Raw genomic sequence first — 24,746 nt, 5'->3', positions numbered from 1 at the left:
GGCTGTTGTGTTCTTAACCAGGTGGACTCAGAACCATCGCGCATGACAAATAAAACTCACATGAAGTGGGTTTTTGCCGCAAAAAGCACAAGCCAGAGTCCTATAAAATTTGGTTAGTTAAGAACACGCACCGACATCAAGACAACTCCCTATTTTCTATATGAATCCCGCCGATTAAAACCTGTTGGCCATAAAAATAATATCTTTCTTTACTTCAAAACCGTGTTTTCGATAGAAATCTTCCGCCGGAAGATCCTTTTCCGTAAGCAGCACCATGCAATGAATGTTAATCGATTTCAAATACCCCTTTATGCCATGCATTAATGCCGAACCTAGTCCGCCGCCCTGTAGATCGGTATCGATATAATACTCCTGGATACAGTATTCCTTACCGCTATACCAGCTCTTCGTATGACCAAAAGAGGCTCCCAGGATCTTGCCCTCCTGTTCGATAACAAATCCCATAAACACCGGATTATCCATGAATTCCGCGAGGTATTGCTGTACATGCAGCACGGAGTCCCACTGGTCGAACCAGGGTTCGCCGCTAAAGACCTTGAGCATCAGCTCCGAGCATGGTTCAAGGTCGGATTTGTCCATCAATCTAACATTCTGATTCGTCCCCATTAAGCCGCTGCACCCCATGATCTTTGAATAATTTTGAAGTCTTCCACAAGCCTTCCCGATCCCCATGCTTGGCACGCCAAACATCATGCTCTATATTGGATTTCTTATTTTTGTTCACTTGTGAGACCTCCTTTGCAACACTTCCTAGGCCTTACATAAGTTTAGATGCTTGAGAACGTGCCCAGGTTCACGCAAGTTAAATTATTTATAAAAAACTTGGTTAGATCACCTTCATTTTCGCACAATTCCGTTATTCATTTCCATATTGAATATTCATCATATAAAAAACACCGCAAGGTCATCCCCCTCACGGTGTCTCGTTTAGCCTATAAATCATTCATGTCATGAAACTTATCATTGTGTTCCTATTCTGTTCACTACATATCCCTATCCACATATCGTCTATGCTCGGGAACAGCCAAACGGTCAAATTCCAGGGCCAGCCGCTCCAAGGAAGCCGTTAGCTCCTCACCCCGCATGGATACCCCGTGTCCCGTGACCAGAATCCCGGGATTCAGGCTTGCCAGGCGGCGAACCGATTCACGAGCACGATCCCAATCCGGCGTAAAATACATCGGCGGGCCGTGCAGCTCCTTCTCCTGCCCGATGACAGCAAGCGCCGACTCTTGCTTCACCGTAATGACCGCGTCTCCCGCTACGAGGACTCGATCCCGTGCACGGAACAGGGAGATATGGCCGGGGCTATGGCCCGGTGTCGGCAGCCATTTGAATTCAGGAAGACCCGGCACGCTGCCGTCTTCCGGCAGTGGTTGTATCCTGGAGCCCAGATCGATGGCTTTGTTCGGATAGATCGGGGCAACACGGGCCATCAATCCGCCGCCTACGCTTGGATCTCCGGGAGGATAATCTTCCTTTCCCGTAAGAAACGCCAGTTCGCTCTGATGAGCGTAGACAGGTACGCTCCAGCGATCCGCCAATGCCTTCACATTCCCGACATGGTCAAAATGGCCGTGCGTAAGCACGATGCAAACCGGCGGCTTTCCGAATCTTTTCTCCGCTTCTTCTACAATGGAGCCTTCAAAATTTCCGAGTCCCGTATCAATCAGTACCCAATCTCCCGTTCCAGGCGTACCGATCATCTGGACGTTCACCATTACAGTACGCAAAGATAGAATATCCGGCGTAATCTCTTCAGTCTCTACGGCACCCGTCTTTAACATGCTGTGATCATTCATTATGGAATCGCCCCCACTTCTCGTTGTAAGTGCTTCTTGTAATAACATACCCGTTTTGGCACTTTTCAACGAAGAAATGGCGATTTTCACTGAATGATTTTGTTGAGACGATCCAAATAACGCCAGCGAGTAATAAAGAAATAAATGATCTGTATGCTCAGGAAGAAGATGAAGATCTTCAAACTGTGTTCAACGATCGAGAAGTCTACCAGCTGCTGCAGGGCTACGAAGGCAACGCCGCTATGAATGAGTGCGATCAGCATCGGCAGGAAAAACATAATGACAAGCTGCTTGGTAATGATGGTGCCAAGCTCTTTTTTACTGAGGCCAACCTTAGCAATCATGCGATACTGCTGTTCGTCCCGAGCAAGATCCGAATAAAGCCGGAAATAAACAAAGCTTGCCGCGAAGGTGAAGAACACGATGCCGACCAGGCCGCTAACCATAAGCAGAATGCCGTTCTGCTGCTGGGAGCTTTTCCAATCCAAATACAATGTTTTTAAGTAACTGTAGTCTTCCTTCTCACTGAGACGATCACGAATCGCTCTAGACACATCCCCTGTATTCTTCCAATCCTGTACGTAAAACGTATGGTATGCCACGAAACCGTACTCCTGATCTTGTTGTGCCTGGAACACATCCTCGTACAAACGGTCAGATACGACCAGTATCTCGCCGTAGGCTCCAGGTACAGCAATGAATGTTTCGGCTTTAAGTACTTTTACGGTTTCCGATTTCTTGCCGTTTAATACCTCGAACTGATCATTCAAGGGACCGTCGATTCGGTAGCTGTTCTTCTCCGAGACCGTTCCCGGAGTCAAGATCCCTTCAAGGTCATCCAATGTTTCTGCCGGGTAACCCAGCGACTGAATGAGGCTGTTATATTCGCTAAGCTTAATCAGCATCACCCCGTTATCCGAGAAAATCGGGGTCACCTCCGCCTCCTTGTAATTGAATCCGCCCTTCTTGAGCTCCTCCCTGATGATATCAAGATGCCGATTCCTTGTATCAGCGTTCTGATCATACATGGAGTATGCGTAGGCATAAGGGTTCTCCATGGCCGACAAGCCCGGATCTCCAATGGCGAGCGTAGTCCCGATCCCTGTAAAGGCAGATGCCGAAATGACCGAAACGAGGAAGAACATTACCGCATTGTCCTTGATTCTGTACAGCAGCTCCGAGATCGTCAGCAGATTGGTTTTTCGGAAGAAGAATCGCTCTTTCTTCTGCAGGTACCGCATGAAGAACACACTGAACTGGGTGAAGAGAAAATACGTGCCGATGACAACAAGAACAACTCCTCCAAGCAGTAGAATAAAATTAAAGATTTGGAGAATCGCAAAAGCCATAACCATGCCGTACCCGGCACCAATCAACAGGACAGCCAGCACGGCCAGCCAAGGCGAGGCTTTAGGCTGGGGCTTGGGACTTTCCTCCGCTTTCACGAGCGCAAGCAGCGTACCCTTCCGCAGCATGAGCGAGGAGCACAGTGCAATCAGCAGGAACAGGACGGCATAGGCCGCTGCTGTGATGATCAGCGCTTTGAGCGGAAAATAAAACGGAAGTCCGTTATCCACGGCCAGCAGCTTGGCACTGATTAACAGAATCAGTTTCGAGAACAGCACACCCGTCCCGATACCGGCTATGATCGCCGCAACGCCAATCAATATATTTTCGATGAACAGCATCCGGTTCAATTGTTTGCGGGACATTCCGAGAATCAGCAGTATGCCGAATTCCTTCTTCCGGACTTTGATAAAGGCCCCCACGGAATAGAGCAGGAAGAAGAACGAAAAGACAAACACAATGTACTGGGATACCGTCATGCCCATCGTACCCAGCATGGACATGGTATCACTGGAGGAGACCAGGCCATCCTTCAGCTGCGGGTGAAACGAAAGCAACCCATAGGTGAAGAAAATCATGACCGAGAAGGCACTGCTTAGGAAATGGGCGATATACGTGCGCTTGCTGCGCAGGACATTGTTAATGGCGAACTGGCGAAAATTCATGTCCCGAACCTCCCAGCAGCGATAACACATTGATGATTTTTTGATAAAAGGCCGACTGGCTCTCACCGTACGTGATTTCGTTGTACAACTGACCGTCCTTAATAAACACCACCCGATTGCAGTAGCTTGCGGCAACCGGATCATGCGTAACCAATAGCATCGTCACTTTGTCTTCCTTGTTTCTTCGGTCCATGATCTCCATAACGTCGCGCGCCGATTTGGAGTCCAGGTTGCCCGTCGGTTCATCGGCCAGAACCAGCTTCGGTACATGGATCATGGCCCGTGCTACGGCCGTCCGCTGCGCCTGTCCCCCCGATATTTCGTAAGTCCGCTTATCCAGAATCGATGTAATGCCCAGCTTCTCGGCCAATATGCCCACCCGGCGGTTCATCTCATCCAGATCTACCCCGTCCAGTGCCAACGGCAGCAGGATGTTCTCCTTCACAGTCAGTGTATTCAACAGGTTGAAGGACTGAAAGACAAATCCGAGCTCACGGCGGCGGAACATCGCGAGTTTATCCTGGGATAAACGGAACGGATCTTCCCCGCCAATGTGGATCTCCCCGGACGTTGGACGGTCGATGGTGGAGATCATGTTGAGCAGTGTCGTTTTCCCGCTGCCGGAAGGTCCCATAATGCCAACGAATTCCCCTTCGTTAATACTCAAATTGATATTGGAAAGCGCCTCGTGGGACACCGCGGCCTTGTAGACTTTGCCCAGATTGCGCACGTTTAGTATTTCCATCTTGTAAACCTCACCTTCGTTATTTCATATCTTGTAAGGTTAGTGTATAGCATCCCCGGAGCTTCTCCTATCGATCACTCTTTCACCAATCTTACATCGGTGTAAGATTCATATTTTACTAAAGGCGTGCGATCGAATTAGTCACATATGTTCTTCTCTAGGCCGCTCCGAGTACGTAACGTTCCTACGATCGCTGTTGCCCCCAAATTTCTGAACGATACACTATGGTGAAAATTCGGGTGCAAAGGCGACCGCTTCGCTTCTTCGAAATCGTTTCGTCCTCTTTCGCTGGTGTGTGCCGATACCTACTCATGATTTAAAACAAAAGAAAGAACCTTATCTCAAGGCTTCATGATGTATTCGACAACCATCATTTACCCGAGATAAGGTGCTATCATAAAGTATTTAGGTGATTCAATCCAAAGTTTAACAAGAAATCAAACTTAATCTTGCCAGCACATACTTTACCTACATAACTCCATTTTCGTGAATGTCCCCTGCAACTCCCATAATTGAACACTGACCACCCAAAAGCGTCTACACAAAGCAGGCCTCACCCCGAGAAAATCAACCTCACGGTCGTTCCTCTCCCCGGCTCGGATTCCAGCTCGATTCGGTGGTTCATTTTATGGACGACCTCCTTAACGAGGTACAGGCCCATGCCGGTGGATTCCTTCAGCTTGCGCCCGTTTTCCCCGGTATAAAACGGGTCGAACACCCGCTTCATGTCGGATTTGGGTATGCCCATCCCCCTGTCCGTGATCTCCAGCACAACATGGCGGTGATCCTCGCTCCGGTGGGCTTGGATCGTCACTTTCAGCCCGGTACCGGCGGAATATTTGATGGCGTTGGACAGCAGCTGCAGTATGATGAACCGAAGCCACTTGGCATCCGTTTGGACGGTGAGGTCCGAGTCTATTCGAACTTCCGGATACACATGACTGTGAATAAAGTAGCGCTTGTTCTCGTGGACCACATCGACTGCAATCTGATGAAGCTTCACGGGCTCCACGCTGAAATCCTGTTCAAAGGTTTCGAGCCTGGACATGTAGAGCACCATCTCAAGCCCGCGCCGAATCCGATCGGACTCTTCGGATATACTCTTGAAGGAGTGGTTATCATCCTCTTGTGTGATCATCTCAATGACGGAAAGCGGCGTTTTCATCTGATGAACCCATTGATTCATGAAGATCATATGCTCTTTCCGCCGGCGCTCCCATTCTTCCATGACCGTCCGGTATTGACGGTATTGCTCTTCCATCAGCTCGCTAAGGGCCGTAGGCAGCGGGGCCGATTCATTATGCTTGATCGACTCCTCTAGCGACCTGATGGGCTGCGACAGCCGCTCATAGAAATCCCGGTGCGTGAAATACCGGAATGCCAAGTACCCGCCCAGAATGGTCAGACCGAGGAAAACGGCATAAGCCGCTGTAACCGGATGATCATAACCGTCATACCAGAATACAAGCAGCACCACGAACAACTCGGCGACCGTAAATAGAATCAGGGGGAGTTGCTCACGCCAAAACAGCTTTTTCATAGCCTTCCCTTACCTTTTCCAAACCGTGTGCAGCCGATACCCGGAGCCACGGATCGTTTCCAGCGCATTCTCAATCCCTAACTCCGCAAGCCGTTTTCGTACCCGGTTAATATTCACGCTCAGCGTATTATCGTCAACGAACGTATCATCCCACAGCTTCTCCAGAATCGTCTCGCGTGTGACCAGCCGGGGGCTACGGCTCAGCAGCGTCTCCAGGAGGATTGTTTCTTTTTTCGTGAGTAAGGATGTCCGATCCTCGAGAATCAGCTCCATCCGTTCGGGATACAGGACCAGCCCGTCCTTCTCAACCGTACGCTCGGCGGATGCTGCTGCATAATCGCCATATACGCGACGCAGCTGGCTATGGATTTTGGCGATGACGATATCGTAAGCAAACGGCTTGGTGATATAATCATCCGCTCCGTTCTCCAGTGCCCTTAACTGATCGGGCGTCCCGTTCCGAGCGGATATGAAAATAATCGGACAGGTGGATACCGACCTGATCTGTCGGCACCAATAATATCCGTCAAAGCTTGGCAGATTCACGTCGAGCAGAACGATATGCGGCTTTATCTCGTGGAATTGCTCCAGCACATGATCGAAATCCTCGATGATGATCCCATCATTTCCGTACCGTTCGATATGCGACTGCAGCAGCCCCCCCAGCTTGGGGTCATCCTCAACGATCATGATTTTGTACATCCGTTCTCCCTCCATGAAGCGTCAGGCGCTCTTTCCCTTCCGAAAAGAATTCGCCTGATGGTTTATGTTTCCCTAACGATAGCCGCTTCAAAAAAGTTGGTCCCGTCCGGCGATATGCCCTGCACGTACACCCGATTGTTCTCTCCGACCGAACGATTGATCAGCATCATGTCCTTCCATCTGGCTTCATGATGGTATGTAATTTTGAAACCCGTCACTTTGCCTTCCTGCAGCTCCTGCTCATCCAGCACATCAAAGCACAAGTCTGCATATCTTGCATTATTCAAATGACCATTGGTATCAATTCCACTATACCGCACGATGTAAGGGTATGCCTCATATAGTTGTATTCCTTCCGGCAATACAGCTTTGCTTGGCAGCTCTCCAACCGTTTCCTGACCGATCGGCACCTCGTAAGGAAACATGGACGGACGCAGAATTTTCCGTTTATGAATATCCACCAGCGCCCATACCGAGCGAGCCTCTCCAAGTATGTCACCGCTGCTGTCCTTGATCCGATAATCCCGATGCCATAACGCCCCTTTGGAGCCGCGGCTCCAGGTATCCACATATAAGGTTTCCATATCCCTCGGGATTCGCCGCATATCGAGCTCCAGCGTGATCAGCATCCAGCCCATTCCCCGCTCAATCATTTCCTCACGACTGATCCCAAGCGCTTCAATATGCCTGTCAGCGGCTCTTTGCAAAATACTAAGCAGTGAGGACCAGCGGCACTCCCCTTTAAAATCTGCATCAACGGATTGAATCGTGTATTCTTCTGTCCATTTCTCAACCATGAGTCACATGTCAGCTCCTTTACCATGTACAACCTTGAGTACCTCAAGCATAATCAAAAGCCCCGGATTTATCAAAGAACGGCATAGTTTCTCATCGACCTGGAAGAATTTTTTTTATTCGAGTTTATGTTCAATTCGGTTTAAAAGTCACGTCTTTGGTTAATAGTAAGGCACAAACAACTATAACTTATACGAGGTGATAAGCATGAGTTTTCTTTGGTCATTAATCGTTGGTGGTATCATTGGTTGGATCGCAGGTTTGATTATGGGCAGAGACATCCCGGGCGGTATCATCGGTAACATCATTGCTGGTTTTGTCGGTGCTTGGCTCGGTGGCCTCCTGCTTGGAGAATGGGGACCTGAAATGGGTGGATTCTACCTTCTGCCTGCACTGATCGGTGCCGTTGTCCTAGTCTTTGTAGTCAGCCTGATCATGGGCTCGATGAGACGCGGCCGTTCATAACGGCTAGAGTGGATTGTGCCTGAGTGTGCTTAACCGGGGAACTGTAGACCCAAAGTCACGGTCAGCGGTTTTAGCCCATTCCTGGATAAGATCCACAATAAACAGGGTGATCTATTGCCTTCAACGGCAGCAGGTCACCCTGTTTTTTTGTGGTTTTCATTCTATTCTAAGATACAGGAAGTCCTTTCTTCTTCGCATAATTGCCCCAGTGCGGCTTACGACCATCGATGTCGATGAATCCGTATTCATCGGATAAATCCCAGCTAGTCAAGGCCTTGCCGTTCTTGCTGGCGACATTGGGATCGGCGGCGAGTGCTGCAACGCCCTGTGCCAGAAAATACGGGGTCTCCGACTCGATGAAATGCGGCTCTTGCGCAGCAGCATCCCGCCAATTGTCTTCCGTTACTCCAAAGTAATCCAGCATTTGTTCGGAACGCAGAAACCCCGGTGTCACGCACAGCGCGGTTACCTGGTAGGGACGCAGCTCCTCCGCCATGGCTTCAGCCAGATGGATTGCCGAGATTTTAGCTAAGCTGTAGTACAAGTTCCCCCGATAGCGATATGTAGATCCATCGGTGACTTCAATAACCAATCCGCCACCGTTCTCCACCATCAGCGGAACACCATAATAACTTGTGATCATATGCGTCGTCACCGCCCGCTCCTGCATTAACAGGCCATCAGATAGAAACTGCTCCCAGAACGGGATGTTCCAATGCGTGAGGTTCTCGCCTCCCCATATATCATTGACGAGGATATCGAGCTGTCCTTCCTGCTCTCTGCGAATTCGTTCAAACAATGCCTTAACTTGCTCCTCTACGGTATGATCACAATGGACGGCGATGCCAACGCCTCCTCGTGCTGTCACCATATCCGCTGTGTCATCGATGGTTTCGAGCCGCTTGATATCCGATGCCTGTCCCCGTATGCTTCGTCCCGTGCAATATACCGTGGCCCCTGCAGCACCCAGCATTACTGCAATCGCGCGTCCAGCTCCTCGGGTAGCTCCGGCAACAACGGCTACTTTACCTTGTAATGGCTTAAGCTCATTTTTATTCATAGCGTAACCTCCACCTGTATACTGAATATTCTCAACATCCTTATCATACCCGTCATATATGACATCCTTTGTCTTATATCCGTGCTACAATAAAATTAATTTCTACAAATATTAAAGAGGTGACCTAACTTGAGGGCCGATCGTCTATTATCCATTATGCTGATGCTCCAGAACGGAGGTAAGAAGAGCACCCGTTATTTGGCGGAGCAGCTCGAGGTTTCGGAACGAACGATTATACGCGATATGGAAAGCCTCAGCTCAGCTGGTATTCCCGTCTATGCGGAAAGAGGCTCTCTCGGCGGTTGGGTGCTTGAAGAAAATTATCGAACGAACCTGACCGGAATGACACATGACGAGCTGATCTCCCTGCTTGTGACTAGTCACAGCCCGCTGATCGGAGATTTGGGCATCCGTAAGCATTTTGACGCGGCTTATCAGAAATTATTGGCTTCTTCTCCCCGCTCCATTAGGCAGGACGCTGAAATGATACGGGAGAAAATCCATATTGATGGTGCCGGCTGGCACTCCTACCGTGAAACGCATCCGTACCTTACCGTGCTTCAGGAGGCGCTGTGGCTGGATCGTATCACCCGAATTCAATACATGAAAGGAGAGGAGCTAGTCGAAAGAATCATTCATCCGCTCGGATTGGTTGCCAAACGCAGCACCTGGTATGTCGTGGCCGAATCCCAAGGCGAACTCCGGACCTACCGTGTATCCAGAATCGTTGATGCCGTCATGACCGAGGAAGCCTTCGAGCGCCCGGCTGATTTTAATCTAGCCGATTATTGGGAGGAATCGCTGGCACGGTTCATGCAAAATCTTCCGCAGTATCCGGCGCAGGTTCGAATGACCGTCAATCTAACCGAGCGCTTACAGCGGGAGCGATACGTCAAAATACTCCGCTGCGACATAGATAACCCACAGAGCGGATGGATATCGGCAGATTTGGAATTCAATACACTGGAGTCGGCTACGGCTATTCTGCTTAGCATCGGGGCGGAAATCAAGGTCATTGCTCCACAGGAGCTGCGGGAGCATGTCAGTACAGCGGCAAAGGCTATTACACGGCTGTACGAATAGATTAGAAAAAGGCCTATCAACGTATGCTTTCTGAGATGACAGACCGCAGCTATAAGAAGTTTTTCTTGCGATATCAGGAAGTCACAAGCTTCGAAGCTTAGTCGTAAAACCTTAATGTTAAGATATTTAAATAACAGGTTCGTTTCTTCCATAAACTCACAGTTTCGAGAGGCTCGGATAACCCCAATCATACAGGATAAAATAGCCCTCATATGTTGGTCTTTGACGATAATGTAAGGTAAGGACATAGCAAGTACATTTAAATGAAAGAAACGTTAAGGGCGATTTGAAGCTTGTCGACTCTAAGCACTAGACAGCACTCATAAGTACAGTAAGGCTTAGCATAAAAAGGTTGCATTCACCTTTGATATAAATAGACAAAGCAAATACGACACCTCTAACAATACCAATCTAGTTGTCAATATAAGGCTTATAAATTTTTTCATAACGCCAAAAAAGCCGCATACAAGGGTAGCTCATCTGAGCACCGTTTGTTAGCGGCTTGAATTGATTACAAGACTTATACTGTCTACTCTGTAAAATAATATACATCTTCCCTAACCAGGCCTTTATTCGGTTTCCACCAAGCACTTTCAATACTCACGACAATCAATAAGGTATCATTGTCAATCTTCTGAATACCCTGAAACATGTTGGAAGATTTGTAGCGATCGTCAATATCTTCTCTATTGGTATATACCTGAACAATTTTCTCAAAGATACGTTTTGCATTCTTCTTAGGTATGACCTGTGAATGTTCGTAAGAATCGCACAAAGTTAGATGTCTATACTTCATTGCTTTCATATCAAGCCTCCTTAACTTTGACTTCATCTCGAACCTATTTATAAATCGATCTTAACACCCTTTTGTTGTAGCCATTCGCTTATGAAGGAGAAGCCATCTAATGATAACTGAACACTCTCTCTTTTATCGTCCTCCGAGATCATATCAATCCGAATAGACTGTTCGTATTCATTATATCCGAGAAAATAATTAACTTCCTTATTGTCAACTTCTTCTGACCATTTACACATAATACTACTAGCAAAATTCCTCATTTTTTTCCTCTTTAGTTCAAGATTTGGTTCAGGGTCCTCAGCTTGGACCACACTATGGTTTACATTGTCCTGCTCTGCTTCCTGGGTTGCTGCCAATTGAGGTTGCCCTGATTCTTTAGAGTTTGAGCTAATAAAGTCCTCAAGCAAATCATTGTGAAAAGAAGATTGGGATACCTCTTCTATTTTCTCATTTGCTGGGTCCATCTCGTCACATTTTTCTACAACATCAATGATCTCTTCTGTCTCCGTTTCACCTGCTGGTTCAACCTCTTCTTCTAGTTCTTCTGCGACTTTGTTACCAACTTCCATGGCAACTGTCTTTTCCATTTCCGCTAATATCTCTTCGATCTCTAACAGCACTTGTCTTTGATCTTTTACTTCTTCGTGACTCTGCGCTTCTATCTCTACAATGTCTTCAAAAGTCATCTCATTAGGTAACTCAAAATGATCCTTGGCTTCTCCAAAGTCCCTGATAAGCGATCCAAATTCCTCCTCCTCACTGGTTTGATCAGATTGCTCTTGTTCTAATTCCACCTTTTCGATGTCACCAACCTCTTGCTCGATCATGGGATCAGCATCAATATCTTCCTCAACTGCAATTTCATCTGCATCTACAAACGCTTCCTCAATTACAGGTTCTTCTGCCACCACAAGTGCTTTCTCAACTACAGGCCCTGCTTCATCTACAGGTTCCGCGCCAATCACAGATTGTTCTACTACAGATGCTTCTACAATTAGGGGCTCTTCTATAGTAATTACTTCTTCTTTATTCTGTTCTTTAACATACTGTTCTTGTTGTTCTTGTTGTTCTTGTTGTTCTTGTTGTTCTTGTTGTTCTTGTTGTTCTTGTTGTTCTTGTTGTTCTTGTTGTTCTTGTTGTTCTTGTTGTGCTTTCTGTGCTTCCAATTCTTTTTGTGCATCTAATTCTTTTTGCTCATCCAATTTCCTTTGCTCAACGACTGGAAGAACCTGGAGTATAATATCATTCACAAGCTCAGGTTCAAATGGCTTCATTACATAATTAATCGCTCCAGCTTTTAAAGCTTTGGAAATAAGACCCCTTTGGCTCATAGCTGAACATATTAATATAATGGCTTTAGGATCAATAACCAGAATTTCCTTGAGCGCTTCAATACCATCCATCTCAGGCATCGTGATATCCATAATGACGATATCTGGTTTTAGTTCTTTGAACTTCTCCAATGCCACTAAGCCATTCTCTGCTTGACCGACAACTTCATAACCAAACCTAGTTAATAAATCTGTCAGCATCATACGCAAAAATTTAGTATCATCAACAATCAGAATACGTATTGACATCGCTGATTCACCTTCTCTTTTAATTGTTGTCGTATCATTGCTCCGTCGGGATCGTTGGGACTCGAACATTGAATGGGTTTTTCTTGCCGCTTGGCCCAGGGAAAATAGGTTTAGGAAGGAGTTCCTTTAAATCCAATCCTTTGAACTGCGGTGCATAATACACTGTTAAGGACAAGTTGTATTCGTCCTTGGCATCCGTAAGCTGAAGAGAATCCACCTTAACGATTCGGTCCAGACTCTCAATGCCATTAATAAACTTCAGTGTATCTTCATAGGTTGGTGATTGTAACGTCATTCCTAGAGTAACGCTACTTATCTTAGGATCTGTTGCCACGTTTCCATCTGTAACAATCTCACTTGAATTGTCTGCTTCAGACCCTGAAGCTCTTGGCATTTGAAGTAGTACTGTACTTAGATTTGTCTCGGAATAGCTTAATCCAATATTACTAATTACACTTTTAGACAACGTTTCTTGTGCCTTTAAATCTAGTAATAATTGATCAACGAAATCGTCAAATGGAACCAAATGCTGCAACTTCAAAGCATCAACCTTGTGAAGCTCCTGTTGTTTTATGCTCTCTTGTAACGATGTAAGCACTAATTTGTCTGAGTCGATCTTAGTCTTTAGCTGATCCACTTGCTTCTGGATTGGACTGATCCCCTTAAAGTAAAATAAGAACAGCCCAGAAATAATGATGATAGCCAATAATGATAAAAAGGCAATTCTTAAAGGTTTTGAATTCACTTTGCTCCATCTCCTTTCAGCCTCGTGAAAGCATCTCTTCTAAGCTGAATAGTATAGGAACCATTGTAAAGTGCTTTAGTCTGTACTTCATTCTCTTCTATCTTTGTAATTGAGCTGGTTTCAACTTTCTCTACCCAATCTGAATAGGTAAGTTCGTGTAGATATTGCGCTGTGTCTTCCAGACTCCCAAAATCAGCAATAATGGAGATCGTCCCTGTATCTTGATACATATAGGACTTAAAGTAACCACTCTTCGGTAAAGCAGTGGTGACCTCATCGAGAATTTTCACCGTTTGAAGCGGAAGCTGTGTAACAACCTGGACAACTTGCTCATACTGTTTAATCTCCGTTTGGGCAGAGTCTAATAGCAGCTTCTGCATTTCTTCTTCAATTAACTTGGCTATCACTTTCTCTTCAGATTCCTTCATCGTTTTTTCTTTGGATACAGACTGATACTGCATAAACAGGAGACCTGTGCCAATCAATCCAATTAACAATATAGCGGCTAGTGTAATCAAGAAGAACGGGCTCCTCTTCTCACGAGTTGGGAGCAAATTAATCTCGCTTAGCATTACACACCCCCCTTTAACGACAGCCCTAACGGCAAGTAATATCTAGGGGGAATCAGTTCCTTGGACTGCGTATCGAATAAATCTTGTGTGAACATGTATGGCTCTTTCCCGATGCTTTGCTGCATCTGGTTTGCAATATCATCGAGATACGGATAATCTCCAGTTAATATGATCATGTCAATCTCAGCTTCACTATGATTAATTAAAGATCGGTAATAGCTGATTACACGATCAATTTCCCCCATCATCACATTAATTTCATAATTCAGGTGACCTTTATCACCGACCCACACTGGTGTCAGAGTTCCATACTTGTCTACTTGCCTGTCCCAGCTGTCTATAGCCAGATTCATCTTAAATTGACGAATTAATAGCAGCTTATGATGGTGAATCACACTGACTGTAACCGATTGCAGGTCAAACTGAATCGATAAGGTTAACGGGCCTTCCGGAATACCCATATCCAATTCATCGGAGACCTTAATGAATAACCGATAAATAGCAAGGGACGAGACATCGGCCGCTACAGATTTAAGACCCACACTTTTCAATACTTGTGCATATTCCGTCACGACATTCTCTGGTGCAGCAAATAATAAGATCTCTTTCTTCTCTTCCGTTTGTTCGAGCAAGTCAATATCAAAAATAGGATTATCAAACGGTAAGTGAATTTTCGTTCCCAATTCAAGGTATAAATAACCCTTAATTTCCTCATCCTCAATATGAGCTGGGATATCTAGCTTGCGAACAATAACGAAGGAATCGGGTACGAGAAACTGAACTTCTCTATTCGCAATTCGCCATTTCTGCACACAATTCCTCAGAATGGATCGCAATCGTTCCATATCCATAATTTTACCTTCATTAATAATGCCTGGCGGCAAATAATGTTCACCAATAGCTGTGATCCCACGCAAGCTTGGTTTTTTCGCATCCATATAGCGAATCACATGGTCCTTAATGACAATGCTAACCATTTTCTTCTTTGGCAGAGATTTTGTTCTGACAAGTCGATCAATTCTTTCATTATCTACATGACTGTCTTCAGCCGCTCTATTCGCCCTACTTGCTCTCATATTCTCTCCTCCACTAGATCATAAAAGCCGAATATACCAGTCAACAAATGCTTCTCCCCCCAGATAAGCGGTCATTGTACCCAGTGCGATCGCAGGACCAAAAGGCATCGGCTGTCCTCTGCGAACTTTTCCAAGAACCATACCGATCATCCCGAAGAACGTTCCATATAGTGCGGAGAAGAAAAAGGCAAGTAATACAATCTTCCAACCTAAGACTAATCCTAAGACGGCAAACAATTTAATATCCCCGCCTCCCATCCCACCTTTACTGACGATCGCAATGAGAAGAAGCAGTATGAATCCAATGCCCGCTCCTAGCAACATATTCCACCAGGGTTCAAGCGGGATAACCAGACGAAGTGCAAAAAAGATCAATGCAAATACGATAAGCACCTTATCCGGTATGATGTGGTAACGAAGATCGGTAATACAAATAATGATGAGTAATGAGAGAAGTGACCATGCAATAAACAATTCACCTGACCAACCAATTAACCAAGGTGTCAGCGCGAATAGCAAAGCTGTGCCAATTTCCGTTATCGGGTAGATTGGAGATATTTTGGTACCACAATCTCGGCATGAACCTCTCAAGAAAATATAAGAAAAAAAAGGCACTAGCTCCCTTGCTCTTAATGTACGATGACAATTCGTACAATGAGAGCGTGGACTAATGATCGATTCTCCTTTTGGAACTCTTAAACCCACAACGTTGAAAAAGGACCCTAATAGAAGTCCTATCACCGTGATATAAGTGTAGTATAGTACAGCCATGGTTTATCTCCTTGCTGTAAATAACACTCCCCCCGAAGGGGGAGTATTTAATTTAGGACTTGTCCCCGTGCTAAATCTGCTTCTAAAACATAGTCATCTTCGGATGTTCCGTTATCATGAGCTGCCATTCGAATACCTCGTGTACCATTAGTAGTAAATACACTAAACTGGTGTCCGATCCCAACTGCTTCAACTCGCACATAGGTTCCTTCATCAGTTGGTGCTCCTGTGCCACCAGTCATCAGTTGAAAACTTCCTGCCCCTGCTAATTCGGTAGTATATCTCCCTCCATCTGGATCCCTAACTCCATCCAAGTAGCCTTGATCGATGATCCATTGTAAAGAAATGTATACGACATCACCACTATTAGGGGGCCTTACTTCCCTATGCTAACGACAGCAAGCCTCGTAGAGTCAATTATCTGAATTGCGTTCGCTACGTGAGCATCCTTCTTGCTGTTATCAATTAACCCTCCAATTGCCGGGATTGCAATGGCTGCTATAATCCCAAGAATAACTACGACCGCTAATAATTCGATGAGAGTTAGACCTTTTTGATTCTTCAATAAAGTCATCAAATACTATCTCAACCTTTATATATATTGTTAATTTTTAACAACATTGCTGCGTTGTACCTCTGCCTCGGGTACAGCAGCACCAGCGTCAGTTTGTACACCTCTATCAGCATTTACAAGCAGTACACTATAGGTGAAGGTTCTACCATTGTCTGCTGTTGTTACTTCTACTCTAGATGGCATCCCCGTCGCTGCGTCTGCTGGCGGTACAGCTGGATCATCTATACTGTAGCCAGCATCTGTCCCATCTGGATCGATAACAGGCTCAAGATACCCTTCCGCCTGAAGCCAACCCAAAGAAATGTTAATCGTACCATTCGTCGCTGGTCTAGCAGTTTCGTCACCAACAACTGCTAATTTGGCAGAATTAATCATTTGGATCGCATTTGCTGCATGGGCATCTTTCCTACTGTTGTCGATCAGTCCACCAATTGCCGGGATTGCGATTGCCGCAATAATCCCCAAGATGACTACAACCGCCAAAAGCTCAATCAGCGTCAAACCCTTCTCATTCTTCATTGCCTTCTTTACCACTTGATACATGTAAATACCTCCCCCAAAATTTGTAAATCTATTATAATGGTGTTTCCATTACAACCTATTTAACTTGATTGAAAATATCGAACATCGGAACCATGAGCGACAGAACAATAAACCCTACGATGACTGCCAGAAATATGATCATGATAGGTTCGATCAAGCCCTTTAACGCATCCGCAGTTGCATCTACTTCCTTTTCATAGAATTCGGATACCTTCTCCAGCATGATATCCAGCGAACCCGATTGTTCGCCAATGGCAATCATCTGGGTAACTAATGGTGGGAAGATCCAATGCTGCCGCATCGGTTCCGAGAGTGTCCGCCCGCTTTCAAGGGAAGCTCTTGCATCTCTTAATACTCTTGTCATTACTTCATTTAATACGACCCGCTCCACAATAGTTAATGCCTCAAGGATTGGAACAGAGCTCTTGAAGAGAGAACTTAATGTTCGAGTCATTCTAGCAATGATGGCCTTCTGTGTTAACTTTCCAAACAACGGCATTTTCAAGAGGGCATAGTCAAGATGATATTTGCTGGACGGCCTGCTTTTTATCACCATAAACCCAGCTATTAGAGCAACAACAAGGATTAAGACCAGCCACCAGAAGGACTGTAACCAATTACTCATAGCCATGACCATCTTCGTAATTGCCGGGAGCTCTGCGTCAAACTGGGCAAACATCGATACGAACATCGGAACAACGTTGGTTAACAAAAATATGACAACACCGATCGCTACAATAGCGATGGCGATGGGATACATTAATGCAGATTTCACTTTTTGCATCGAGTAATGTTGCTTCTCAAAATAAGTGGCTAGTCGATCCAAGGTCTCATCCAAATCTCCTGAAGCCTCTCCGGCTTGTACCAAGTAAATAAACATAGGAGGGAAAATCTTCTTGTGGCTGGCTGCTGCAACCGAAAAGGGTTTTCCCGACCGCACATCGGCCTCAACACTTTTTAAGGCATTTCTCAAATGCTTACTCTCTGTTTGTTCCGCTAATATCTTTGTAGCTTCAGCTATCGTTACCCCTGCAACGATCAATGTTGAAAATTGCCTCAAATAAATTACAAAATCCTGTGTTTTGACAGGGTTGCCTATAGTAATCTCTACATTAAGCAAGCTGGTCTCAAGTTCAATAATGTCCGTAACCGCAATCCCTTTCTCCCGGAGATTGACGACGACTTCCTTTCTGCTAGAGCCCATTACTTTCCCTTTACGAGCTTTACCTGAGCTGTCACGCCCTATGTATTGAAACTGAGCCATTAACTCATCTCCCTAAAGTATGGTTCAGCAACTTCTCTTGATATGATTTTCTTCTCAATCAAATCATTCATCGACATATCCAATGTGTGCATCCCATATTCTTTACCAGTCTGCATAAAGTTCAAGATTTGATGCACCTTCTCATTACGAATGAGGTTAGCTATCGCATGATTATTGATCAGTAACTCCGTGGCTACGCGCCGGCCCCGATGTCCAATCGTAGGGAAGAGACGTTGAGATAAGATAGCAACCAGGACTGAAGCAAGCTGAATGCGAATCTGTCCTTGTTGATTCGGTGGAAATACATCGAGTATGCGATCAATCGTTGATGGAGCATCAGGTGTATGTAAAGTTCCAAATACTAAATGACCTGTCTCAGCAGCTGTTATCGCGATCGATATAGTCTCCAGATCCCTAAGCTCTCCAACTAGAATCACATCAGGATCTTGCCGTAAGGCTGCTCGCAGCCCATTCGAAAAGCTAAATGAATCCTGTCCAACTTCCCGTTGATTGATAACGGATTGATTATGTCGATGTAAATACTCAATTGGGTCCTCTAACGTAATAATGTGCTTCCGCATTCGCTTATTCATATCGTTGATAAGTGATGCTAACGTCGTAGATTTACCGCTGCCGGTCGGACCCGTTACGAGAATTAATCCCTGAGATTTTGTGGACAGCTGCTTGAGCACTTCAGGCACAGACAGGCTATCAAATTCCGGAATTTCCGTAGGGATAAGCCGGAGGGCAATTCCAACATTCGAGCGCTGATGATAGACATTGACACGGAAACGAGTCAAATTCTGTACCCCAAAAGATAGATCCAGCTCTCTCTTCTCTTGAAAGGCATCCCATTGCTCCTTAGTCATGAAACTCTTCGCCATCTTGATTGTATCTGCTGAAGTAAGGTTCTCCTCACCATGTCGTTTCAATTCGCCGTTAATTCTCACGATCGGGGGTACACCCACCGTAAGATGGAGGTCAGACGCTTTACATTCATAGGCCATTCGCAATAATTGCTCTAAAGATTCCATATACACCCCACCTTTACTCACTAATGGCAACACGTAATACTTCTTCTGTGGTGGTATATCCTTCGCGTACTTTCATTAATCCGTCATCAATTAAAAATATTGTCCCCTTACGTACCGCAGCCTCTCTGATTGCTTCAATGGAGGAATTATTCATGATCATGCGCCGTATTTCGTCATCAATGACCAAAATTTCATGCACGGCAATCCTGCCTTTGTAGCCTGTCATATTGCATGCTGCACAGCCCTTACCGCGGAATACGGTTTCAATATGCAGATTTCGATTTTCAAAAATCTCCTTCTCTCGCTCTGAGGCCTCCATTGTCATTTTGCACTCCTGACATACACGCCGGACAAGCCGCTGGGATACAATCCCGGATAAGGAGGCGGCCACAAGAAAAGGCTCAATTCCCATATCTACTAATCTGGTAATCGTGCTGATGGCATCATTCGTATGGATAGTGCTCAACACCAAATGGCCTGTTAAGGAGGCACGGACAGCTATTTCTGCCGTTTCGGTATCACGTATCTCACCAATCATGACAATATTAGGGTCCTGACGCAGAATAGCTCGGAGACCTTTGGCAAAAGTCATTCCTGTGGTTGTGTTCACTTGAACCTGGTTAATGCCCTCCAAACGATATTCAACCGGATCTTCGACCGTAATAATATTGACATCCGGTGAATTTAATTGACTGAGCGCTGAATATAATGTAGAAGACTTTCCTGAACCTGTTGGTCCGGTAAGCAGTACAATCCCGGTTGGCTTTTCGATCATTTGAATAAACCGTTCATAATTTAAGGGATGAAGATTCATTCTCTTCAAATCGATCGCAGAGCTTCCTAGATCAAGTATCCGCATAACGATCTTCTCGCCGTAGACAGTAGGCAAGCTCGAGACCCGCAGATCAATGGTGTTTCCATCCAGATTGATTTTGATTCTACCGTCCTGTGGAATTCGATACTCTGTGATATTCAGGTTTGACAAAATTTTTATCCTTGCAACAATCATGGAATGCATATGCTTAGGGAATTTCCGCTCAGTTCTTAATATACCGTCGACTCGATAACGAACGATCACTTCCCCTTCTTGCGGATCAATATGAATATCACTGGCCCTTTGCTGATAGCCGGCAAGAATCAACTGATTAACCAGTTTTACAACCGGGGAGTCCTCATCGGTGACTGTATCATCCTCTTTTTCCTTGGAGCCCAGCTCTGAGCCTAATAAATCATCCATGTTGTCTACTAAGCCGTAATATTTGCTTATTGATTTATTAACATCATCTCTGGTGGCAATAGCCACCTCTATTTCAAAGCCAGTCGATATCCGCAGATCGTCAATAGCATAGAAGTTCATCGGATCGACCATGGCAACATAAAGTTTATTCCCTTCTTTTTTCAACGGAATCAGCTTGTTTCGCTCGGCCATTTCTTTGGACACAATATTAACTAACTTCGTATCAATCGGGTATTTGAACAGACTGACATAAGGTATTCCTAACTGGAACTCCAAGACTTCTATTAGTCTTTGCTCCGTTATAAAGCCTAGTTCCAATAAGGTCTCGCCAAGTTTTTGGCGGGGTTTCTTTTCTGTGAGGGCGATTTGTAGCTGTTCATTCGTGAGGAGTCCAGACTCTACAAGCAAATCTCCAATTCTTCTGCGAGATTTGTTCATTATTGATCACCTATAATCTGAGTGGATTTTGTTCCCTTCATATAAGGTCTATTTATTAGGCTTATAAGCAATGGCTGGATAATGTGGCGCGGAACCATCTGAAGTGATAGCTCCTTTGTCCAATTGTACATTCAACAGTAATACCTGCGACTCTACTTTAAAGCTCTGACCTTCCGCCTTGCTGCTAATAGAATAAGATAGAAGATGATCATTGGTTATACTAAATTCAATACTATAGGTCACAGGATAGGCAGGATTAATAGTATCTAACCTTCTAGTCACATGAGCGGATACCCCATCGTAAATGTGTTGTTCTACGCTTGAGAAAGTGTCTTTTTTTACGCAGATATAGGTGGATGGATCGGTGTCGGTGAAACTAGCAGGACAAGCACTTAACAGCTTAACTTCACGCGCATAACGCAGATCGTTAGTAATCGTATGTGACACAAGCCTTACATTGTCTTGAAGCTCACTTTGCTCATTAGCTCGCTGAAATGATTTTACGCCAAACACATAAAAGGAATAAACCAATGATAAAACGATGGTGACTAAGACCGTAGCAGCTAAGAGTTCAATTAAGGTTGCACCCTTCTGATCAAGCTTCCAGTTCCGCATATCCCCCTCCGTTCTATGCTTCCTGCATTGTGAGCAATAAGTACACATTGCTAGAATTCCACCCAAAGTTCTGCTGTGCTAGGACCAAAAGGATCGCCAGGACCCAAAGGGTGATTAGTTAATGTTGATGTATGTGGTTGAATACATTTGTAATTCTTCTTGTCATACCTTACCTGATCATTCAACGTATAATTAATATTATTTTTCCATTCTTCCGGTGTAGGAATAAACACTTTCAATACGCTTCCCTTAGACTCGGGAATGACCTGATCTACTGTTTCACCGTAAATAGTGATCGTATCTGTACTTGAAGCTGACTTGTTAATTTTCAGCTCTCCATACGTACCATCAGTAGATTCCTCAACAATTCCCCTTGTTACATGAAGTTTATTATTTCGTTCACCTGAGTTCATAATGGACCGAAATCCATTAGACAAGAACCCGACCATGACTGTGACTAAAATGGACAACAATACGATAGCCGCTAGAACCTCGATCAATGTAAATCCTTTCTCTTGCCTTAGTTCATGCAATTGATTTCACCCCTAACAGCTACTGACTGCTCCATTGGACTCTATGATATTTGAGAGTCTCTATAACTAAATTGGTAAATTTGTTATCATAGTTAACCACATGATCTCCTAGCATCGCCAAGTTCTTAACGACCATTGCACCCCTAAGAACTAACGAACCTGATGTTGCCGTATATTCTGCCTCAGGTGCATATAAAAGAGCCCCACCTAAATTAAATGACCCAACTAAATCGATATTATCCTTCACATGGAAAATAACATTTTTATTGTTAGTATTGTTAAGTGTCAAAGAACTCGTGCCTCTTAAGCTGTTTGCATAGATATGTATAATTCCGTCAGGGGTTGATGTTGAGCCATTTACATTAATAGTAGTTGATGAATTTATAATCATTTCACCGAAAACAACATGAATCTCCTTTGAATTTGCGTTAATGGAGAATACTTTACTATTGTTAATCATGATATCCCCGTAATATCCTGACTCATTTATCGATGAGCCTAGTGTCTGTTTAGTCCAACTCGTTGCATTGATAAAGGGAATTTTCGGGGGGCTAACTCCTGTATAGCTTGGAGTGGCCGTACCTCCTACAGGAAACACTAAATTCCCGTTAATGTTCCCTTCCGCAGCAACGTTACCATTGTTAACACTTGCTTTTGATGGTGGCCCATAGGAGTCATTAGTAATGTCAATATTCCCAAATGCAAAAATCGCATGATCACTTTTGGATACTGGACCATCCAATCCCAAGCTTAGGACCACTTGATCTGTTACATTGCCAACTTTGCCTACCGAAGTGATATTAATCGTATTAATTATTCCGTTTAATTTCTGATCGCTAAGTGTGACTTTAAAGGTTCCGGGACTTGGAAGGGGTAAGGAGATATCCTGATTCAAATCTTCATTTAACTTATCTATGGTCCCTTCTTCTGATAAGGTTATGGGGTTGTATTTGTCGATAATATAAGACGCAATGGCATCTGCACCTGACTTCGCAATATAGAAGGCTTGCTCTTTCTTCTCCTGATGCACCGTTCGGGCAGCTTGACTTACGCCAACACCAAGCAGTGTCAACCCTATAATTGTAAGCGCTGTCATGAGAATCAAAACCGTCGGAAGCGCAAGGCCACGTTCGTTCTTAACCATTCTTTAACTCCATCTCATTTCGGGATTTATATACAATATTCTTTATACATAGACAAATTGTACCAGGTAAGTCCTAATTCATATAGGGATAACTCCTGATTTATATAGGGATAATTTCTTATTATTGCCTATTTTGTATGTTTTCAACACAGACAGTCCTAGTTCGACTTACCCACTCATGAATCTATGTACAAAAATGGTGAAGGGTAAAAAAACATCTAAATAGTAGGCGCACAACAACAAAGAGGCCTGAGTTTATTTCACGCCCCCCTTTATCTTATAATGCTAGATTGCTATTACTGAATATTCTCAACATCCTTATCGTACCCGTCATATATGACATCCCTTGTCTTATATCCGTGCTACAATAAAATTAATTTCTACAGATATTAGAGAGGTGAGCTGATTTGAGGGCCGATCGTCTATTGTCCATTATGCTGATGCTCCAGAACGGAGGGAAGAAGAGCACCCGTTATTTGGCAGAGCAGCTCGAGGTTTCGGAACGAACGATCATACGCGATATGGAAAGCCTCAGCTCGGCTGGTATTCCCGTTTATGCGGAAAGAGGCTCCCTCGGCGGTTGGGTGCTTGAAGAGAATTTTCGAACGAACCTGACCGGGATGACGCATGACGAGCTGATCTCCCTGCTTGTGACTAGTCACAGCCCGCTGATCGGGGATTTGGGAATCCGTAAGCATTTTGACGCGGCTTATCAGAAATTGTTGGCTTCTTCTCCCCGCTCCATCAGGCAGGACGCTGAAATGATACGGGAGAAAATCCATATTGATGGCGCAGGCTGGCACTCATACAGCGAGACGCATCCATATCTTACTGTGCTTCAGGAGGCGCTGTGGCAGGATCGTATCACCCGAATTCAATATATGAAGGGAGAGGAGCGAGTCGAAAGAATGATTCATCCGCTCGGATTGGTTGCCAAACGCAGCACCTGGTATGTCGTGGCCGAATCCCAAGGCGAACTCCGAACCTACCGTGTTTCCAGAATCGTTGATGCCTTCATGACCGAGGAAGCCTTCGAGCGCCCGGCTGACTTTAATCTGGCCGATTATTGGGAGGAGTCACTGGCACGGTTCATGCAGAATCTCCCGCAGTATCCGGCGCAGGTGCGTATGAGCGTCAATCTGACCGAACGTCTTGAGCGAGAGCGATACGTCAAAATACTCCGATGCGATATGGATAACCCACAGAGCGGATGGATATTGGCCGATTTGGAATTCAATACACTGGAATCAGCTTCGGCTATTCTACTTAGCTGCGGGGCGGAGATCGAGGTCATTGCTCCGCATGAGCTGCGCGAGCATATTCGTTCGGCGGCAAAGGCCATTACACGGCTTTATGAATAGACCATAAGAAAAACACCTATCGACGTAACTTTCACAGATGACAGACCGCAGTTAAAGGTAGTTTTTCTTGCGATATCAGGAAGTCACAAGCTCCGAAGTTTATACTTTCTGATATCTAAAAGAAAAACGCCTATCGACGTTACTTTCATAGATGACAGACTGCGTTTAAAAAGTGGTTTTCCCTGCAATCAGGAAGTCACAAGCTTCGAGGTTTATGCTTTCTGATATCTAAAAA

At 45.0% G+C, this 24,746-nt stretch carries 25 protein-coding genes and 2 pseudogenes; 3 read left to right on the top strand and 24 right to left on the bottom strand.

Going from position 1 to position 24,746, the window contains the following annotated elements:
- Window positions 1-174: 174 nt before the first annotated feature.
- The 8 genes from AM231_RS00235 to AM231_RS00205 all read right to left on the bottom strand — a co-directional run bounded on the left by AM231_RS00235 (window position 175) and on the right by AM231_RS00205 (window position 7,619).
- Window positions 175-600: a GNAT family N-acetyltransferase gene (locus tag AM231_RS00235; protein ID WP_242615029.1), complete on the bottom strand. Its 426-nt coding sequence runs from the start codon at window positions 598-600 to the stop codon at window positions 175-177.
- A gap of 4 nt (window positions 601-604) precedes the next feature.
- A complete protein-coding gene (locus AM231_RS28915; protein WP_165593357.1) occupies window positions 605-745 on the bottom strand; it encodes a hypothetical protein in 141 nt (46 codons plus the stop codon).
- 259 nt (window positions 746-1,004) lie between these two features.
- Window positions 1,005-1,823, bottom strand: coding sequence for an MBL fold metallo-hydrolase (locus AM231_RS00230; protein ID WP_054400790.1), 819 nt, complete (start codon window positions 1,821-1,823; stop codon window positions 1,005-1,007).
- Window positions 1,824-1,909: 86 nt separating this feature from the next.
- Window positions 1,910-3,835, bottom strand: a complete 1,926-nt coding sequence (locus AM231_RS00225) for an FtsX-like permease family protein (RefSeq protein ID WP_054400789.1) — start codon at window positions 3,833-3,835, stop codon at window positions 1,910-1,912.
- The gene (locus AM231_RS00220) at window positions 3,810-4,580 is read right to left on the bottom strand and encodes an ABC transporter ATP-binding protein (RefSeq protein WP_054400788.1); all 771 of its coding nucleotides are present in this window, start codon (window positions 4,578-4,580) and stop codon (window positions 3,810-3,812) included. The genes AM231_RS00225 and AM231_RS00220 overlap by 26 nt, the downstream gene beginning before the upstream one ends.
- A 553-nt stretch (window positions 4,581-5,133) precedes the next feature.
- Complete coding sequence (locus AM231_RS00215; protein ID WP_054400787.1) at window positions 5,134-6,120, bottom strand: sensor histidine kinase; 987 nt, start codon at window positions 6,118-6,120, stop codon at window positions 5,134-5,136.
- Window positions 6,121-6,129: 9 nt separating this feature from the next.
- Window positions 6,130-6,822: a response regulator transcription factor gene (locus tag AM231_RS00210; protein WP_054400786.1), complete on the bottom strand. Its 693-nt coding sequence runs from the start codon at window positions 6,820-6,822 to the stop codon at window positions 6,130-6,132.
- A gap of 62 nt (window positions 6,823-6,884) precedes the next feature.
- Window positions 6,885-7,619, bottom strand: a complete 735-nt coding sequence (locus tag AM231_RS00205; protein ID WP_054400785.1) for an acyl-[acyl-carrier-protein] thioesterase — start codon at window positions 7,617-7,619, stop codon at window positions 6,885-6,887.
- 205 nt (window positions 7,620-7,824) lie between these two features.
- On the opposite strand from AM231_RS00205, the gene AM231_RS00200 reads away from it, so the two are divergent.
- Window positions 7,825-8,082: a GlsB/YeaQ/YmgE family stress response membrane protein gene (locus tag AM231_RS00200; RefSeq protein WP_054400784.1), complete on the top strand. Its 258-nt coding sequence runs from the start codon at window positions 7,825-7,827 to the stop codon at window positions 8,080-8,082.
- Window positions 8,083-8,248: 166 nt separating this feature from the next.
- On the opposite strand, the gene AM231_RS00195 is transcribed toward AM231_RS00200, so the two are convergent.
- Window positions 8,249-9,142: an SDR family oxidoreductase gene (locus AM231_RS00195; protein ID WP_054400783.1), complete on the bottom strand. Its 894-nt coding sequence runs from the start codon at window positions 9,140-9,142 to the stop codon at window positions 8,249-8,251.
- A gap of 129 nt (window positions 9,143-9,271) precedes the next feature.
- Here AM231_RS00195 and AM231_RS00190 point away from each other — a divergent pair, with 129 nt between their 5' ends.
- Window positions 9,272-10,225: a helix-turn-helix transcriptional regulator gene (locus AM231_RS00190; protein ID WP_054400782.1), complete on the top strand. Its 954-nt coding sequence runs from the start codon at window positions 9,272-9,274 to the stop codon at window positions 10,223-10,225.
- 529 nt (window positions 10,226-10,754) lie between these two features.
- Here AM231_RS00190 and AM231_RS00185 read toward each other — a convergent pair.
- The 15 genes and pseudogenes from AM231_RS00185 to AM231_RS00120 form a co-directional block, all read right to left on the bottom strand.
- On the bottom strand, window positions 10,755-11,030 hold the full coding sequence (locus AM231_RS00185; protein WP_054400781.1) for a hypothetical protein: 276 nt from the start codon (window positions 11,028-11,030) through the stop codon (window positions 10,755-10,757).
- 1,217 nt (window positions 11,031-12,247) lie between these two features.
- Window positions 12,248-12,604 (bottom strand): annotated as a pseudogene (locus AM231_RS29775) (response regulator); the annotation flags it as partial.
- A gap of 34 nt (window positions 12,605-12,638) precedes the next feature.
- On the bottom strand, window positions 12,639-13,349 hold the full coding sequence (locus tag AM231_RS00175; protein ID WP_054400780.1) for a hypothetical protein: 711 nt from the start codon (window positions 13,347-13,349) through the stop codon (window positions 12,639-12,641).
- Window positions 13,346-13,921: a PilN domain-containing protein gene (locus AM231_RS00170; protein WP_054400779.1), complete on the bottom strand. Its 576-nt coding sequence runs from the start codon at window positions 13,919-13,921 to the stop codon at window positions 13,346-13,348. Before AM231_RS00170 ends, AM231_RS00175 begins: the two co-directional genes overlap by 4 nt.
- On the bottom strand, window positions 13,921-14,997 hold the full coding sequence (gene pilM, locus AM231_RS00165) for a type IV pilus biogenesis protein PilM (protein ID WP_054400778.1): 1,077 nt from the start codon (window positions 14,995-14,997) through the stop codon (window positions 13,921-13,923). Before pilM ends, AM231_RS00170 begins: the two co-directional genes overlap by 1 nt.
- An 18-nt stretch (window positions 14,998-15,015) precedes the next feature.
- Window positions 15,016-15,768: a prepilin peptidase gene (locus tag AM231_RS00160; RefSeq protein WP_054400777.1), complete on the bottom strand. Its 753-nt coding sequence runs from the start codon at window positions 15,766-15,768 to the stop codon at window positions 15,016-15,018.
- Between the two features lie 47 nt (window positions 15,769-15,815).
- A complete protein-coding gene (locus AM231_RS29360; RefSeq protein WP_207383514.1) occupies window positions 15,816-16,010 on the bottom strand; it encodes a hypothetical protein in 195 nt (64 codons plus the stop codon).
- 172 nt (window positions 16,011-16,182) lie between these two features.
- Window positions 16,183-16,342: pseudogene (locus tag AM231_RS30150) on the bottom strand (prepilin-type N-terminal cleavage/methylation domain-containing protein); the annotation flags it as partial.
- Between the two features lie 30 nt (window positions 16,343-16,372).
- Window positions 16,373-16,885 carry a prepilin-type N-terminal cleavage/methylation domain-containing protein gene (locus AM231_RS00150; protein WP_054400775.1) on the bottom strand — a complete coding sequence of 171 codons (513 nt, stop codon included), beginning with the start codon at window positions 16,883-16,885 and terminating at the stop codon, window positions 16,373-16,375.
- A gap of 55 nt (window positions 16,886-16,940) precedes the next feature.
- A complete protein-coding gene (locus tag AM231_RS00145) occupies window positions 16,941-18,149 on the bottom strand; it encodes a type II secretion system F family protein (protein WP_054400774.1) in 1,209 nt (402 codons plus the stop codon).
- Window positions 18,149-19,183, bottom strand: coding sequence for a type IV pilus twitching motility protein PilT (locus AM231_RS00140; RefSeq protein ID WP_054400773.1), 1,035 nt, complete (start codon window positions 19,181-19,183; stop codon window positions 18,149-18,151). The genes AM231_RS00145 and AM231_RS00140 overlap by 1 nt, the downstream gene beginning before the upstream one ends.
- Window positions 19,184-19,196: 13 nt before the next feature.
- Complete coding sequence (locus AM231_RS00135) at window positions 19,197-20,858, bottom strand: GspE/PulE family protein (RefSeq protein WP_054400772.1); 1,662 nt, start codon at window positions 20,856-20,858, stop codon at window positions 19,197-19,199.
- A gap of 48 nt (window positions 20,859-20,906) precedes the next feature.
- The gene (locus AM231_RS00130) at window positions 20,907-21,473 is read right to left on the bottom strand and encodes a PilW family protein (protein ID WP_054400771.1); all 567 of its coding nucleotides are present in this window, start codon (window positions 21,471-21,473) and stop codon (window positions 20,907-20,909) included.
- Between the two features lie 50 nt (window positions 21,474-21,523).
- Entirely contained in the window at window positions 21,524-22,006 is a 483-nt protein-coding gene (locus AM231_RS00125) for a carbohydrate-binding protein (protein ID WP_054400770.1), read from the bottom strand.
- 19 nt (window positions 22,007-22,025) lie between these two features.
- Entirely contained in the window at window positions 22,026-23,150 is a 1,125-nt protein-coding gene (locus AM231_RS00120) for a DUF7305 domain-containing protein (RefSeq protein WP_054400769.1), read from the bottom strand.
- 407 nt (window positions 23,151-23,557) lie between these two features.
- Between AM231_RS00120 and AM231_RS00115 the strand changes: the two genes are divergently transcribed.
- On the top strand, window positions 23,558-24,511 hold the full coding sequence (locus tag AM231_RS00115; protein WP_054400768.1) for a helix-turn-helix transcriptional regulator: 954 nt from the start codon (window positions 23,558-23,560) through the stop codon (window positions 24,509-24,511).
- Window positions 24,512-24,746: the final 235 nt, after the last annotated feature.

The organism is Paenibacillus solani (assembly GCF_001277345.1).
Classification (GTDB): Bacteria; Bacillota; Bacilli; order Paenibacillales; family Paenibacillaceae; genus Paenibacillus_AQ; species Paenibacillus_AQ solani.
Note: the sequence above shows the minus strand (reverse complement) of the source record. Positions and strands in the feature narration are given on the sequence as shown.